Raw genomic sequence first — 16,019 nt, 5'->3', positions numbered from 1 at the left:
CGGCTGTGCGGCTGCCGCGCCACGAAATCCGCTGCTCTCTGAACCCGGTGCGCGGCGATCCGTCGTCGGCTAGACTCGGGAACGGAAGTCTGTTTCGCCGACGCAAAGGAGGTCGCGATGACGCAGGATGCAGCACACGCAACGGGGGATGCCATGGGGAACGCCGCGGAAGGGGCGGCGCAGAGGGCAGCCGCGCAGGACGCCGGGGTGGTGAACGTCGCCATTCTCGGCGCGGGGCGCATAGCCCACACGATGGCGAAGACGCTGGCGATGATGGCCGGCGACGAGCGGTACGCAACGCTCGTGGCGCCGTACGCCGTCGCGTCGCGCAGCCAGGACAAGGCGGACGCGTTCGCCGAACAGTACGGCATCGCGCACGCCTACGGTTCGTACGAGGCGATGCTTGCCGACCCGGCCGTAGACCTTGTATATATAGCGACCCCGCACCCGCTGCATGCGCAGCAGGCCATCGACTGCATGCGCGCGGGCAAGAACGTGCTCGTCGAGAAGCCGTTCGCGGCGAACCTCAAGCAGGCGCAGGCCGCGCTCGACGTCGCCGACGATACCGGGCTGCTGTGCGCCGAGGCATTCTGGACGCGCTACATGCCGTCGCGGCTGATCATCGACCGGCTGGCGTCGGGCGGCGAAATCGGCGACGTGACGTCGATCAGCGCCGACCTGTCGTACCGCGTGGACTACAAGGAGCGGCTGACCGACCCGAACCTGGCCGGCGGCGCGCTGCTCGACGTCGGCGTCTACCCGCTCAACTTCATCGACATGCTGATGGGGGCGCGCGAAATCAGCCGCATGGCCACGATCATGGCGCCGTACTCCACCGGCGTCGACGCGTCCAACGCCACGACGCTCGTGTACGCCGACAACACGCTGGCGACGGCGACGAGCTCGATGACGTGCGCGTCCGACAAGCAGGGCATCGTGCGCGGCACGGGCGGGTATTTCATCGTCAACGACATCAACAACCCCGCAGGCATCGACGTGTTCGACGCCGACCACCAGCCGGTGCGGCATATCGACGTGCCGGCGCAGCTGACCGGCTATGAATACGAAGTGGCGGCCGCGGCGAACGCTGTGCGGGCCGGGCGGCGCGAATGCGTGGAGATGACGCATGCCGACACGCTGCGGATGATGGCGCTCTACGACGCCATCCGCAAGCAGTGGAACCTGCAGTACCCCTTCGAACGGTAAGGATAGCCGGCCGCCCGCAACCGCCGCCCGGATATGAAAAAGTGCCCCAGATCGGATTCGAACCGACGACACCCGCTTTAGGAGAGCGGTGCTCTATCCACTGAGCTACCAGGGCAACAGAGTGACATTATACACCGGCGCCGCCGAAAAGGCATGCCTGCGGATGATGCGCGTGTGGCCGCCCGTTTGCTAGAGTCGTGCGGTGACCTTGGATGGGGGAGCGGCGAAAGGAGCGGGCATGGCGAGAGCGGCGAAGAGACATCCGGTACTGACGGCGGCGGCGCGGCTCCTGGCGGCCATAGCGGTCGTCGGCTGCCTGCTGCGGCTGCTGCCGTCCTCGTTCCAGGGGCTGCCGTACGTGGCGAACGTCATCGCGTGCTCGCCGTGGTTCGCGGCGCTCGCCGCCATCGCCGCCGTGCTCGCGCTCGCCACCCGCCGCTGGATGACGCTGTTCCTGTCGGTGCTGTGCATCTGCGCGCAGGCCTATTGGCAGATGCCGTTCTTCGTTGCCGGCGACGCCCTCGGCCAGGATGCCCGCAACGCGGTGGCGCAGGTCAAGCCCGACACGTCCGACGCCTATGCGCGCGTCATGACATGCAACGTGTTCATGGGGCAGGCGAGCGCGCAGGACATCGTCGACGCGGTGCGTTCGCAGCATGTCGAGGTGCTCGCGTTGCAGGAGATCAGCGCGCCGTTCGTCGAGGAGCTCGAGGAAGCGGGCATCGAGTCGTACCTGCCGTATTCGATCACCGCCGGCATCGACGACGACGGCTACGGCAACGGCCTGTGGTCGGCCGCGCCGATGAGCCGCCCGGTCGACGCGGAAATCTCTTCCAGCGCCTCCAGCATGCCGGCAGGCACCATCGGTTTCGGCGGCCGCGAAGTGCGCTTCATGTCGGTGCATACGACGTCGCCGCGCGCCGGCCAGTGGGCGCAGTGGCGCCGTTCGCTCGAGGAGCTGCAGCAGGTCACCGAGCGAACCGGCATCGACTACGTCATGATGGGCGACTTCAACGCCACCGTCGACCACGCGCCGCTGCGCGACGTCATGGGCTCGCGCTTCAAGGACGCCGCCGAAGCGTCCGGCCACGGCCTGGAATACACGTGGCCGGCCGACTGGCGGTTCGTTCCGGCGTTCGCCGGCATCGACCACGTGCTCGTCGAGCAGGGCGTCACCGTTGGCCAGGTCGAGACGGCGTCCGTCGGCGGCAGCGACCACAAGGCGCTGCTGGCCACGCTCGACTTCTCCAGGCTGTAGAGGGGCCGTCCCCTCCGGTGCGGGCGCCCTACAGCCTCCGGAACGGGGCTGCCGGTCCTTTCCGGTTTCAGGGTGCGGGTCCTTTCCGGCAAGCCGTCCCGATGCCATCGGCGGGGGCGTTCTATTCCAGATTGCCCTGCGTTCCGGCGGTGTTCGCCGTCGCGGCCTGCTCGGCCTGCGCGGCGTCCAGCTTGGCGCGCACGTCGTTGAGCAGCGACTGCGCGCGGGCCGCCAGCGCCTCGCCGATTTCCCACTGGTGCATCGACTGCTCGAGGCTCAGGCCACCGGTTTCCAGCGCCCGCACCGCTTCGATGAGCCGGTCGCGCGCCTCCTCGTACGGCATGCGCGCGATGGCGTCGCGTTCCTTCTTGGTCAGGCTGCTGGCCGGCTCCGCCTTCTTGCCGCCCTTTGCGCCGCCCGCTTTCCTGCCGGCTTTCGCGCCGGTTTCCGGCTCGCTGCCTTCGCGCGCATCGTCTTCCTCGATCGTTTCCTCGACGCTCTCTTCGACGATGCCCTCCTCGATGACGTCGTCCAGTTGCGTTTCCTTGGCCATGGGTTTCCTTTCGTTCTTGCGTTGCCCGTTGTCCTGCTTGAAGATTTCCGGTTGTGACTGCCTAAGATTTCCTGCGCGCGCGGTTTCGCGCCCGTGCGGTTTCGTACCGGCGCGGATTGCCTACCCGCGCACCGTTTCGGCCTGCGCCACCACCGCGCCGGATTTCAGCGTCAGCGTCAGCATGTCGCCGGGGGCGACGGCTGCCGCATCCGCGACGACGTGGCCGGCGGCGTCCTGCACGACCGCGTAGCCGCGGTCGAGCGTCGACTGGGGGCTCAGCGCCGTCAGCGTCGCCTGCGTCTTCTCGATGGTGAACTGCGCCTCGTCGACCAGGCGCGTCATGCCGATGCGCATCGTGCGCTTCGCGTCGTCGATGAAGCGCTGGTACGGCTCGAGCATCGTCAGCGGCTGCGTCAGGCTCGGGCGGTTGGCGTATCCCTCGACGAGGCGCTGCTCCGAGTCGACGCGGCCCTCGATGCGCATGCGCATCGTCGCGATGGCCGACTGCACGAGCTGCCACTGTTCGCGCACGTCCGGCACGACGCGCTTGGCGGCGTCGGTCGGCGTCGAGGCGCGCACGTCGGCGGCCAGGTCGATCAGCGTCCAGTCGTCCTCATGGCCGATGGCGCTGACGATCGGCGTGGCGCAGGCGGCCGTGGCGCGCACGACGCCTTCGTCCGAGAAGCCGATGAGGTCCTCGAAGCTGCCGCCGCCGCGCGTCACGATGATGACGTCGACTTCCGGGTCGGCGTCGAGCTGCCTGATGGCGGCGATGACCTCCGGCGGGCACTGCTCGCCCTGCACATGCGTATGGACGACCTTGAACTTCACCGTCGGCCAGCGCAGCATGACGTTCGTGATGACGTCGCCCTCGGCGCGCGCCTGCGGGGCGCACACCAGGCCGATCGTGCCGGGGAATTCCGGCAGCGGGACCTTGTTCTCCGGGTCGAACAGGCCTTCGCCCTTGAGCTTCATGCGCAGCCGGTCGATCTGCTCCTTCAGGTCGCCGGCGCCGATGCGGCGGATGTCGTCGCCGCGGAAGCTCAATCTCGTCTGCTTCATCCACAGGTCCGCGCGGCCGTGCACGACGACGCGGTCGCCCTGGCGGAAATTGCGCGCCATCTGCGCGAAGGCGCCGAAGCCGTTGACCGAAATCGAAACGTCCTGGTAGCTGTCGCGCAGCGTTATATATACGGACGTGGCGCGCCGGGCGTTGATCTCGACGATCTGCCCCTCGATCCAGGCCGCCGGCCAGCGTTCGACGGCGTCGTGGAAACGCTGGGACAGCACCGAAACCGGCCAGGGGTTCTCGGCCGTCGTGTCGCGCGCCAGGCGCGGCAGCTCGTCGAGCGGCCGGGGGCCGTCGGGCCGCGCCGCGGCCGCATTCGGGAAGGCCGGCGCATGCGACCGGTCATCTTGTAACCAACTCATGGCTTCTAGGTTCGCGCCGCTGACGGACTTTCGTCAACCAAGGGCGCAAGGCGTGTCTGGGAGTGTCGGGCCAAACCAAGCCGATCCGGGGGTGAATCGGGGGCTGCGAAACGCTGGGGCGCCCGGCGAACGTAATCTTTATCACACAGCCTCGTTTCGGTTGGAATGACGCCAAAAACCCAATATCTAGTCACTGCACGGCGTGGCGCAACTAGATATGGGATGCCGATTGGCGTACAGTCTTATGTGCCCGCAAATGACATGCAGGTGATTTGCCGCTGCGACGGGCGGCGATCGGCAATAGGAAAGGAACACGACATGGACACACAGGCATTGGCCACGACGCAGACGACGAAAGCCACGCCCGGCAACGAGGCGCGCGTGCTCGTGGAGAAGCGCGATGGCCGCGTGGTCGACTTCGACCCGATCAACATCATCGCTGCCGTCAAGTCCGCCTTTGCCGACCTCGACCGCGAAGTCGGGCCGCAGGAAGAGCGCATGATCCGCGAAATCGCCGACCAGGTGCAGGGCCAGATCCGCGAGCGCTACAACGGCCCCGCGAAGATCGAGGACATCCAGAACCTCGTCGAGCACGCGCTCATCGAGGACCACCTTTACGACGTGGCGCGCACCTACACGACCTACCGCCTGAACAAGGACATCGAGCGCGCCAAGGCGACCGACATCAACGAAGCCGTCAGCCGCCTGGTCAACAAGGACGAATCGCTGGTGCGCGAGAACGCCAACAAGGACTCGAACGTCTACGCCACGCAGCGCGACCTGCTCGCCGGCGCCGTGTCGAAGGCCTCCGCCTTCTCGATGCTGCCGGATGCCGTGGCCAACGCCCACATGAAGGGCGACATCCATTTCCATGATGCCGATTACTCGCCGTTTACGTCGATGAACAACTGCTCGCTGCCGGACTTCGGCGACATGCTGCGCCACGGCTTCGCGCTGGGCAACGCGATGATGGACTCGCCGAAGTCCATCGGCACCGCCGCCACGCAGATCACGCAGATCATCAAGGACATCGCCGGCGCCCAGTATGGCGGCCAGACCGTCAACCGCGCCGATGAAATGCTCGAGGAATACGCCAAGCGCGACTACGTGAAGAACATGGACATGGCCCGCGCCATGATCCCGGACTCCACGCCCGTCGAGGTCGCCGAGGCGATGATCCGCGGCCTGAAGGCGCAGGAGCCCCGCTGGCTGCACTTCGAGAACCGCGAGCCGCTGCCGGACGACGTGCCGTTCGACGACGACCTGCCCGAGCTCGAGCAGCTGCGCGAGATCTACGCGAAGATCATGACGCGCAAGAGCATCTACGATGCGATGCAGACGATGGAATACCAGATCAACTCGAACCGCGTCTCCAACGGCCAGACCCCTTTCGTCACCGTCGGCTTTGGCCTCGGCACTTCGTGGTTCGCCCGTGAAATCCAGCGCGCCATCCTGCTCAACCGCATCCGCGGCCTCGGCAAGGACCGCCACACCGCCATCTTCCCGAAGCTCGTGTTCACCATCAAGCACGGCGTGAACGCCGACCCGGGCGACCCGAACTACGACATGAAGGAGCTTGCGCTCGAATGCTCGACGAAGCGCATGTACCCGGACGTCGTGTTCTATGAGAACATCGTCAACATCACCGGCTCCTTCAAGGCGCCGATGGGCTGCCGTTCGTTCCTGCAGGGCTGGATCGACCCCGAGACGGGCGAGGACGTCGAGGACGGCCGCATGAACCTGGGCGTCGTCACCGTCAACATCCCGCGCATCGCGCTGGAATCGCACGGCGACGTCGACCGCTTCTGGAAGATCTTCAACGAGCGCATGGAGATCGCCCACCAGGCGCTGCAGTTCCGCATCATGCGCTGCAAGCAGGCGACGCCGGTCAACGCGCCGACGCTGTTCCGCTACGGCGCCTTCGGGCGCCTGGGCGCCAACGACAACGTCGACCAGCTGTTCCGCAACGAGCGCGCCACCGTGTCGCTGGGCTACATCGGCCTGTACGAGGCGACGGCCGTGTTCTACGGCAAGAACTGGATGCGCGACCACGGCTGGGATCCGCAGGGCAAGGAATTCGCCCTGTCCATCGTCAAGAAGATGAACCAGCTGTGCAAGGACTGGAGCAAGGCCGAGGGCTACCACTACTCGGTGTACTCCACGCCGGCCGAGTCGCTGACCGACCGCTTCAACCGCATGGACCGCGAGAAGTTCGGCAAGGTCGATGGCGTCACCGACCACGACTTCTACACGAACTCGTTCCACTACCCGGTGTGGCTGCAGCCGACCCCGATGGAGAAGCTCAACTATGAGAAGGACTTCCCGTACTACGCGTCGGGCGGCTTCATCAACTACTGCGAGTTCCCGTGCCTGCAGGCCAACCCGAAGGCGCTCGAGGCCGTGTGGGACTACGCCTACAACATCGGCATCGGGTACCTGGGCACCAACACGCCGATCGACCACTGCTTCGAATGCGGCTTCCAGGGCGACTTCGAGCCGACCGAGGAAGGCTTCAAGTGCCCCGAGTGCGGCAACTCCGACCCCGACAAGTGCAACGTGACGAAGCGCACCTGCGGCTACCTGGGCAACCCCGTCCAGCGCCCGATGGTGCACGGCCGCCACGAGGAGATCGCCCACCGCGTCAAGCACATGAGCGGCGAAACCGGACATGTGACCCTTTCCGACGGCACGGCCCGCGAGTGGTTCGAAGAAACGAAGTAATATAGAGGTACGGTCCCGCCGGCGCCGTAGGAAACCAAAGCCGGCGGGATGAATCTATGTTAGGTCTTCCAATCTTAGATTCCTTCTCAAAGTCGTGACCCACAATAAATGCGGCGAAAAGAACAAGGGGAGCCGCACGGGGTCGTGAAGCAGCCAGAAGCGTTGGGGGACGTTCCGGCTGCACCGGAAGATAGGAGGGTGGCGCGTTGCCACCCTCCTCGTGCGTTCGGGGGCCGGCGCCGCGGCGAGTCGCCGCAGCCGGCCCCGGCTTCCCGGAACGGCGGCCTAGGCTTCCTGCAATGGCAGCCCCCGGCTTCCCGGAACGGCGGCGAAGCGAAGAACGACAAAACGAAACGAAGAAGAAGAGAACGGGGCATCATGAGCCTGCATGACTTTGCGAAAACCGATGCGAACCGCGGTCCGGCGATCCCGACCGCGCTTGCCAACAACCCGCGGGCCGGGCAGTGGACGAGCGCGGCGATGAGCCACCGCATGATCGCCGACTACAAGCGGTTCCTGATGACCGACGGCGAGGGCATCCGCTGCTCGCTGTACGTGTCCGGCTGCCCGTTCCACTGCGAAGGCTGCTACAACGCGTCGATCTGGGATTTCCAGGCCGGCCACGAATACAACGACCGGCTTGAGGCGCAGATTCTCGACGACCTGTCGCAGCCGTTCGTGCAGGGCATCACGTTCCTCGGCGGCGAGCCGCTGCTCAACACGTCGGTGCTGCTGCCGCTGGCGCATACGATCCGCGAGCGCTTCGGCACGGCGAAGGACATCTGGTGCTGGACCGGCTACACGTGGGAGGAGCTGATGCGTGCAGGGGAGAGCGCCGACAAGATCGAGCTGCTGCATCTGGTCGACGTCCTCGTCGACGGCCGCTATATCAAGGACCTGCACGATTCGCTGCTGCAGTTCCGCGGCTCCTCGAACCAGCGCATCATCGACGTGCCCGCAAGCTTCGCCGCCGGCACCGTCGTCATCTGGCCGAAGCTGCACGACCAGGAGCGCTTCATCCCCGAAATCTACGGCAAGGAGCGCGCCGCCGGCGAAGGCGACGCCAGCTAGGCTTCGTAGAGCACCTTCCCGTCGCGTTCGATTTCCCCGGCGAGCGCCGCGTCGACCGGTCCATCGAGATTGACGACGTCCACTTCCAGCAGCGACCACAGGTCTTCCTGCACGGCGTCGTAGAAGCCGTTGAAATCCGCGCAGCCTTCTACGGCGATGTCGATGTCGCTGGTCTCGCGGTTCGTTCCGCGCGCCCGCGACCCGAACAGCCGCACGCGCCGCGCCCCGTACCGCTCGGCCAGCTCGGCGATCTGCCGATACACCGCCTCCGTTTCGCCCATGCCGCGCCTCCTACGCCAAACCCGTCCCTCCAGCATATCGCGCCATCAAATTCGTTGCCAAGGATTACGTTTTCTCTCCCCGGTCCCGGCAGAATCTTGTTCCCTCCATATGCGCCGAATCTTGCATCCCGCTCCCTGTTCATAGAGTCTTGAATCCTTTCCTTTCTTTCTTTCTCCGGAAATACCCTCCAGATGAAAGCCGGCTGTGGGCGACACACGTTGCCATCCACAGTTGCGTCTGGGCTGCCGCTCTTTAGAAGCGACTCTTCTACCGTGGAAAGCGGAAGGAGGCGACGGATGAACCGGCGTATGTGGATGATGCTTGCGGAAGCGGCGGAGCAGGGGCGTTGCGCGACGCCGACTACTAAAAACGAACTGCGATGGTGCCAGTGGCATGCGCAGCAGGGCGATGTGCGGCGACCGTTTCCGGGAATCTATGCGTCGAGTGAAGTTTGGGAACGGCTGAAACCGCCGGAACGCTACCTGTATGTTGCGCGCGCTGTTTCGCTCAAGCATCCGAGGTGGGTCTTCACCGGCGTCGCGGCAGTGCTCGCCTATGGCGTCAGCGTCGGATGGAGGCTGTGCGAAGTTCCGTTGGCGGTGGTGACAGGGCGTGCCGCAAGCAGCCGAGGAGTCACCTTCATTCATGACACGCGCTGCTGTCGCCAAAACCGTTCCGGGGTGCCCGTCGTGCCGCTTGCCCAGGCGCTGTGCGATTGCGCCGCGCTTTACGATTTTCCGAACGTTCTCGGCGCATTCGACATGGCATTGCGCAGCGGAAAAATCAAGGAGAACGAGATTCCCGGTTCCTCCCGTGTGCTGGATCCGCCGCGTTTGCAGCGGCTGATGAAATATACCGACGTCAAGAGCGAGAACGGCGGTGAATCCTACGTGCGCGGATTGTTGCTGGAACGCGGCATCGCGCGGCCCATGCTGCAGGTTCCGTTCACCGACCCTGAATCAGGACGCGTCAGCCGCGTCGATTTCGCGTGGGTGGGTGTGGATGGCCGCATCATCGTGCTTGAGTTCGACGGCATGGGCAAATATGTCGATGCCGACAAGGCCGGGCGCCGCGATATTGCGCAGGTGGTCGTCGAACAGGAGGAACGTACTCGGGCGTTGATGCGTTGCGGCGTCGCTAGGATTCTGCGCTGCAAATACGACGATTTAGGCAACCCGGAGTTTCTGGTCCGAGATTTGTTGCAGGCTGGCGTTCCCTACGCTAGCTAGATTTATCGGTTCGATGTCCCCGCAGCAGCCATATTCCTCCAGGCAGCCCATGGTGCCCTTCCGCTTTTGTGGCCAACACGCCCGTTTCCCGCATTCTGGCGAGAATCTATGCCGTTCTTTTGTGGCCAAAATGCAGCGACTGGGCGTGTCGACGAGAATCTGTCCCCGTTTTTTGTGGCCAACATGCGGAGGATGGGCGTGTTGGCCACAAAATGGAGAGGTATCGGGACTATTTTTCAGCTCAGCAAGCTAGGCACGGCGGGTCGATGGCCGCCTCAGTCGGCGGACCGCTCCGCGCTGGCTTCGGCTTCGGCGACGCGCTCGCGTTCGCGGGGGCGTTCGTCGCGGCGCTCCAGCTTGCGTCGGTCGAGCTTGCGTTCCTGATGCAGTTCGTACAAATCGGCCTGCTGGTCGAGCATGCACCGCAGCGCCGCGGTCGGCGGCTCCGCGTCGCCGGCGTCGAGCCCCAGGTCGGCGACGGCGAACGCCACCGCTTCCGGAACCGGCGCATCCTCCAGCTCGTCCAGCGAGCCGGCGGTCGCCTGCGCGTCCGCTTCGCCGCGCCGCACGCTGGCCGCCGCGCCGCCGTGCTCGCTTTGCAGCGCTTCGTCGACTTCCTGCGCCTTCTTCGCGTCGTCCAGCGGCTTGGCGTAGCCGCCGAAGCCGGCGTCGGCGCGCAGTCCGGCCGTCAGCGCGGTGACGTGGCGCGCCGCGCCGTCGCCGGCGAACGTCGCCATGATCGCGACCCACGAATTCCACACGTTCAGGTACGTCGATTCGGTCGTGTCGAAATGCCCCTTGAATTCGAAATGCACGCCGTAGTTGAGTCCGCCGGGGAACGAGAACAGTTCCGGCGAAACGCCGTAGTAATTGCAGAACTTGCCAGATGCGTCGGGGTAGGCCGCCGGCCCCGCCACTTCGCCCGCGGCCGCGTTCTTCGCCGCCTGCGTCACGAAGAACCGCAGCATCGCGCGGAACCGCCGGTAATCGTCTTCGGAAAACTGAGCTGCCATCGTCGGGCCTTTCTGTCGGGAAACTAACGCCGTTGGGCCGACTATAAGCACGGGTTGCCTTGGGTCCGCTGGAATGTTCGCTGAAAGAATCTCGACTGATCCCCAAGATTTGCGCAGCGAGGTGAGGAAACCGTGAATTCGGTCACGTTGCGTGCCGTCTCGTGGGATTCTTCCCAAGATTGGACCGGCGGCTGGTCTAGAGTGGATACGATTGAGGTTTTGCCGTAGGGAATGGACGCGCGGGCTGGCGCCTTGGCAATGCCTTCCTCAACAGACGAGAGGTATGCATGGTGGAAACGCGAAATGATGCCACAACGATTTCCGGCACTGCCGCATATGGCGCGGCGCAGGAGGATGCGGCAGCCCGTACGATCCGCATAGGGCTCGACATCGGCTCGACGACGGTCAAGGCCGTCGTGCTCGACGTCACCGGCGATGCGCTGGAAGGCGACGTCCTCTTCTCGGACTACCGGCGCCACCACGCCAACGTGCGCGCGACGATGGAGGGGCTGCTGCGCGACATCCTCGCCACGCTGCGCGAGCAGGGGCGCGGCGACGAGCCGGCGGCGCTCGCCATCACCGGTTCCGGAGGCCTGGCGCTTGCGGAGCAGCTCGGCGTGCCGTTCGTGCAGGAGGTGATCGCCGAAACGCGCGCCATCGACGAATGCTATCCGCAGGCCGACGTCATCATCGAGCTGGGCGGCGAGGACGCGAAGATCACGTACCTGAAGCCCACGCCGGAACAGCGCATGAACGGGTCGTGCGCGGGCGGCACCGGCGCGTTCATCGACCAGATGGCCACGCTGCTCGACACCGACGCCGAGGGGCTCAACGCGATGGCTGCGCAGTATTCGACGCTCTACCCGATCGCCTCGCGCTGCGGCGTGTTCGCGAAGACCGACCTGCAGCCGCTGATCAACGACGGCGCCGCCAAGCCCGATCTGGCCGCGTCGATCTTCACCGCCGTCGCCACCCAGACGATTGCCGGCCTGGCGTCCGGCCGCCCGATCCACGGCCGCGTCGTGTTCCTCGGCGGCCCGCTGTTCTTCATGTCCGAGCTGCGCGAGGCGTTCCGCCGCGCGCTCGACGGCAAGGTCGACGAGTTCATCACGCCGAGTGACGCCCACCTGTACGTCGCGTACGGCGCGGCGCTGACGGTCGGCGAGCCCGACAGCCTCGAGGACGGCCAGAGCGCCGCCGCGCGTCCGCTCGGCGACGTCATCGCCGCGCTCGAGGAGCTCAAGAGCCTGCCGGCGAACACGGCGACGATGCCGCCGCTGTTCCCGACCGAAGCGGACCGCGAGGCGTTCAACGCCCGCCACCACCGCGAGCACGTCCACACCGGCACGCTTGAGGGGGCCACCGGCCCGCACTTCCTCGGCATCGACGCCGGCTCCACCACCATCAAGGCGACGCTCGTCAACGACGACCGCGAAATCGTCTGGTCGAGCTACGCGACGAACGAAGGCAGCCCGCTGACGGCCGCCATCAACATCGTCAAGGACATCCAGCGCGAGCTGCCCGAGGGCGCGTGGATCGCCCGCTCGTGCGCCACGGGGTATGGCGAGGGCCTGATCACCACCGGCCTGCATCTGGACGAAGGCGTCGTCGAAACGATGGCCCACTACCGCGGCGCCGAAATGGTCAGCCCCGGCGTCACCGCCGTCATCGACATCGGCGGCCAGGACATGAAGTACCTGGCCATCGCCGACGGCGTCATTGATTCGATTGCCGTCAACGAGGCCTGCTCGTCCGGCTGCGGCTCGTTCCTGCAGACGTTCGCCCAGTCGATGGGCCTGACCATCGAGGAGTTCACGCAGGCCGCGCTCAACTCGGAGCACCCGGTCGACCTGGGCTCGCGCTGCACGGTGTTCATGAACAGCTCGGTCAAGCAGGCGCAGAAGGAAGGCGCCACGATCGAGGACATCGCCGCCGGCCTGTGCTATTCGGTCGTGCGCAACGCGCTGTACAAGGTCATCAAGCTTCGCGACTCGGGCGAGCTGGGCGACACCGTCGTCGTGCAGGGCGGCACGTTCCTCAACGACGCCGTGCTGCGCGCCTTCGAGCTGCTCACCGAGCGCGAGGTGACGCGCCCGAACATCGCCGGCCTGATGGGCGCGTACGGCGCCGCCCTCACCGCCCGCATGCACTACGACGACGTCGCCGACGACACCGACGACCAGGGCGCCGACGCGGCCGCGCAGCCCACCGTCGACATCGACGGCGTCGCGCACACCGCCTCCTCCGTCTTGTCCGGCGAGGCGCTCGACGAGCTGACGATGAGCAGCGAACGCGACGTGTGCAAGCTGTGCCAGAACCACTGCAAGCTGACGATCACGACGTTCGGCGACGGCTCGAAGTACGTCACCGGCAACCGCTGCGAACGCGGCGGCGACGCGAAGAAGCAGCGGAGCGACCGCCCGAACCTCTACGACTACAAGTACAAGCGCGCGTTCGCCTACCGCCGCCTGACCGACAAGAAGGCCACGCGCGGCGAGATCGGCATTCCCCGCGTGCTCAACATGTACGAGAACTACCCGTTCTGGTTCACGCTGCTGACCAGCCTGGGCTTCAAGGTCGTCATTTCCGGCCGCAGCTCGCACGAGCTGTTCGAAACCGGCATCGAGTCGATCGCCTCCGAGAACATCTGCTACCCGGCCAAGCTCGTCCACGGGCACATCAAGTGGCTGGTGAACAAGGGCATCACGACCATCTTCTACCCGTGCGTCTCCTATGAGGAGTACCTCGTCGAGAACACCGACAACCACTACAACTGCCCGATCGTGGCGAATTACCCGGTCGTCATCGGCGCGAACATGCCCGAGCTGCGCCAGAGCGGCATCCGCTACATGCGCCCCTACTTCAACATGGCCAACCATGAGCTGATGGTCGACCGCATCGTCGAGGAGTTCGCCTGGGCTTCCGTCACGCGCGAGGAGGCCGAAACCGCGGTCGCCGCCGCGTACGCCGAGGACAAGGTGTTCAAGAACGACGTGCAGACCGAGGGCCTGCGCGCGCTGGCGTATATGAAGGAACACGATTGCCGCGGCATCGTCCTCGCCGGACGCCCCTACCACGTCGACCCGGAAGTCAACCACGGCATCCCTGAAACGATCTGCTCGCTGGGCATGGTCGTGCTTTCGGAGGACTCGATCTGCGAGCTTGAGCCGGGACAGAAGCTCGACCTGACGCCGTTCCTGGCCGACGGCGAGCTGAACCCGGCGGCGAAGAGCTCCGAAGGCTTCCGCCACGTCGGCGACCGCACCGTCACCCGCATGCCGCTGCGCGTCACCAACCAGTGGGCCTACCATTCGCGCCTGTATACGGCGGCGAACTTCGTCGCCTCCTACCCGGGCCTGGAAATGGTGCAGCTCAACTCCTTCGGCTGCGGCCTCGACGCGATCACGACCGACCAGGTGTCCGAGATCCTCGCCGACAAGGCCGACGTCTACACGATGCTCAAGATCGACGAAGTCTCGAATCTCGGCGCCGCGAAGATTCGTTTGCGCTCGCTGAAGGCCGCCGTCGAGGAACGCGAACGCAACGCTTCCGCGCAGCCGGAAGATTCCTCTTCCCAGCCGGCTTCCTCCAGCGAAGCCGAGATTGCCGCCGCCGAACTTGCCGCGGCCAAGCGCGCGCTGGAAGAGGCGCAGGCCCGCTACGACGCCGCGAAGGCCGCGCAGCCGGCCCCGGCCGACAGGCGCGGCGAGTTCCGCAAGACCGGTTCCGAGGCGCCGACGCCGGGACGCCAGGTGCTGCTCGATTCGGTCATCGCGAATTCCCCGGAGCTGACGAAAGCCGTCAAGGAAGCCTCGCGCCGGGCGCAAGCCAAGCAGGCGGCCGGCGGCGCGGAATCCGGGGCAAGGAAGAAGCAGCGCACGAACGCGACGCTGACGAACTACTCGCACAAGATTCCGTTCGCCAAGTCGATGAAGAAGGACTATACGATCGTCGCCCCGCAGATGAGCCCGATCCACTTCTCGCTCGTCGAAGCGGCCATCCAGTCCGGCGGCTACAAGTTCGAGGTGCTCAAGTCCGCCGACAAAGGCGACGTCGAGACCGGCCTGAAGTACGTCAACAACGACGCCTGCTATCCGGCGATCATGACGATCGGCCAGCTCATCGCGGCCATCGAAAGCGGCAAGTACGATGCCGACCATACGGCGCTCGCGATTACGCAGACCGGCGGCATGTGCCGCGCAACGAACTACTACGGCCTGATCCGCAAGGCGCTCGTCGACGCCGGGTATCCGCAGATCCCGGTCATCGCCATCTCGACGCAGGGCCTCGAGGACAACCCGGGCTTCACGCCGACGATCCCGATGGCGCACAATGCCCTCAAGGCGCTGATCCTCGGCGACCTGCTGATGAAGTGCCTCTACCGCGTCCGGCCGTACGAGAAGCGCAAGGGCGAGACGGACGCGCTGCGCGAGCAGTGGGACACGATCATCCGCGAAACATTCCTCAACCATGGCAAGAGCGAGACGGCGGCGCGCGTGTACGGCAAGCGCCGGTGGACCTACTCGCAGCTGGCGCACCGCATCGTCGAGACGTTCGACGCCATCGAGATGACCGGCGAGGAACGCAAGGTGCGCGTCGGCGTGGTCGGCGAGATCCTCGTCAAGTACCATCCGGACGCGAACAACCACGTCGTCGACGTCATCGAGTCGCAGGGGTGCGAAGCGGTCGTGCCGGGCATCATGGAGTTCATGACCACCCGCCCGTACATCACCGACTGGAACGAGAAGCACCTGGGCATGGGCGGCAACAAGGCTGTCTACGCGATCATGCGCGCGGGGCTCAACGTGTACATGAAGCCGGTGCGCGACGCCCTCGCGAAGTCGAACGGCAAGTTCGAGCAGGACCTGCCGATGCCGGAGCTGGTCAAGAAGGCTGCCGACGTCACGTCGATCGGCGTGCAGGCCGGCGAAGGCTGGCTGCTGACGGCCGAGATCATCGAGCTGATCGAGTCCGGCTGCCCGAACGTCATCTGCGCGCAGCCGTTCGCCTGCCTGCCGAACCACGTCACCGGACGCGGCATGTTCGGCAAGATCCGCCGGCTGTACCCGGAGGCGAACATCGTGTCGATCGACTACGATCCGGGCGCTTCGGAGGCGAACCAGCTCAACCGCATCAAGCTGATGATCGCCGCCGCCAAGAAGGCCCAGCGCGAGTCCCGCCAGAGCAGCGCCGAAAAGCTAGGCCCCGAACTCGCCGTCGACTGAAGGGCGTTCATTTTTTCTGCATGTTGTAGC

10 protein-coding genes and 1 tRNA gene are annotated in these 16,019 nt (G+C 65.7%); 6 read left to right on the top strand and 5 right to left on the bottom strand.

The genetic code is table 11. From position 1 onward, the window contains the following. The first annotated feature begins 153 nt into the window (after positions 1-153). Positions 154-1,206 carry a Gfo/Idh/MocA family protein gene (locus AC1AXT_RS05090; protein WP_476541415.1) on the top strand — a complete coding sequence of 351 codons (1,053 nt, stop codon included), beginning with the start codon at positions 154-156 and terminating at the stop codon, positions 1,204-1,206. Positions 1,207-1,248: 42 nt separating this feature from the next. Here the strand turns inward: AC1AXT_RS05090 and AC1AXT_RS05085 are convergent. Beyond that, positions 1,249-1,321, bottom strand: a tRNA-Arg gene (locus AC1AXT_RS05085). Positions 1,322-1,444: 123 nt separating this feature from the next. Here AC1AXT_RS05085 and AC1AXT_RS05080 point away from each other — a divergent pair. After that, positions 1,445-2,464 carry an endonuclease/exonuclease/phosphatase family protein gene (locus AC1AXT_RS05080; RefSeq protein ID WP_476541273.1) on the top strand — a complete coding sequence of 340 codons (1,020 nt, stop codon included), beginning with the start codon at positions 1,445-1,447 and terminating at the stop codon, positions 2,462-2,464. A gap of 121 nt (positions 2,465-2,585) precedes the next feature. Here the strand turns inward: AC1AXT_RS05080 and AC1AXT_RS05075 are convergent, their stop codons facing one another. Continuing rightward, positions 2,586-2,840, bottom strand: a complete 255-nt coding sequence (locus tag AC1AXT_RS05075) for an exodeoxyribonuclease VII small subunit (protein ID WP_476541413.1) — start codon at positions 2,838-2,840, stop codon at positions 2,586-2,588. Positions 2,841-3,137: 297 nt separating this feature from the next. After that, entirely contained in the window at positions 3,138-4,448 is a 1,311-nt protein-coding gene (gene xseA / locus AC1AXT_RS05070; protein ID WP_476541272.1) for an exodeoxyribonuclease VII large subunit, read from the bottom strand. Between the two features lie 318 nt (positions 4,449-4,766). On the opposite strand from xseA, the gene nrdD reads away from it, so the two are divergent. Both nrdD and nrdG read left to right on the top strand, forming a co-directional pair. Continuing rightward, positions 4,767-7,169: an anaerobic ribonucleoside-triphosphate reductase gene (gene nrdD, locus AC1AXT_RS05065; protein WP_476541270.1), complete on the top strand. Its 2,403-nt coding sequence runs from the start codon at positions 4,767-4,769 to the stop codon at positions 7,167-7,169. Between the two features lie 378 nt (positions 7,170-7,547). Continuing rightward, complete coding sequence (gene nrdG / locus AC1AXT_RS05060; RefSeq protein WP_476541268.1) at positions 7,548-8,240, top strand: anaerobic ribonucleoside-triphosphate reductase activating protein; 693 nt, start codon at positions 7,548-7,550, stop codon at positions 8,238-8,240. On the opposite strand, the gene AC1AXT_RS05055 is transcribed toward nrdG, so the two are convergent. After that, complete coding sequence (locus tag AC1AXT_RS05055) at positions 8,237-8,521, bottom strand: nucleotidyltransferase family protein (protein WP_476541267.1); 285 nt, start codon at positions 8,519-8,521, stop codon at positions 8,237-8,239. The two genes, nrdG and AC1AXT_RS05055, sit on opposite strands and share 4 nt — an antisense overlap. Before the next feature lie 297 nt (positions 8,522-8,818). On the opposite strand from AC1AXT_RS05055, the gene AC1AXT_RS05050 reads away from it, so the two are divergent. After that, positions 8,819-9,751, top strand: a complete 933-nt coding sequence (locus AC1AXT_RS05050; RefSeq protein WP_476541265.1) for a hypothetical protein — start codon at positions 8,819-8,821, stop codon at positions 9,749-9,751. 275 nt (positions 9,752-10,026) lie between these two features. Here AC1AXT_RS05050 and AC1AXT_RS05045 read toward each other — a convergent pair whose 3' ends face one another. Next, on the bottom strand, positions 10,027-10,764 hold the full coding sequence (locus AC1AXT_RS05045) for a hypothetical protein (protein WP_476541263.1): 738 nt from the start codon (positions 10,762-10,764) through the stop codon (positions 10,027-10,029). A 317-nt stretch (positions 10,765-11,081) separates the two neighbouring features. Here AC1AXT_RS05045 and AC1AXT_RS05040 point away from each other — a divergent pair, with 317 nt between their 5' ends. Continuing rightward, entirely contained in the window at positions 11,082-15,989 is a 4,908-nt protein-coding gene (locus AC1AXT_RS05040; RefSeq protein ID WP_476541411.1) for an acyl-CoA dehydratase activase-related protein, read from the top strand. Positions 15,990-16,019 lie beyond the last annotated feature (30 nt).

The sequence above is a fragment of the Bifidobacterium sp. LH_450 genome, assembly GCF_056356715.1.
Note: the sequence above shows the minus strand (reverse complement) of the source record. Positions and strands in the feature narration are given on the sequence as shown.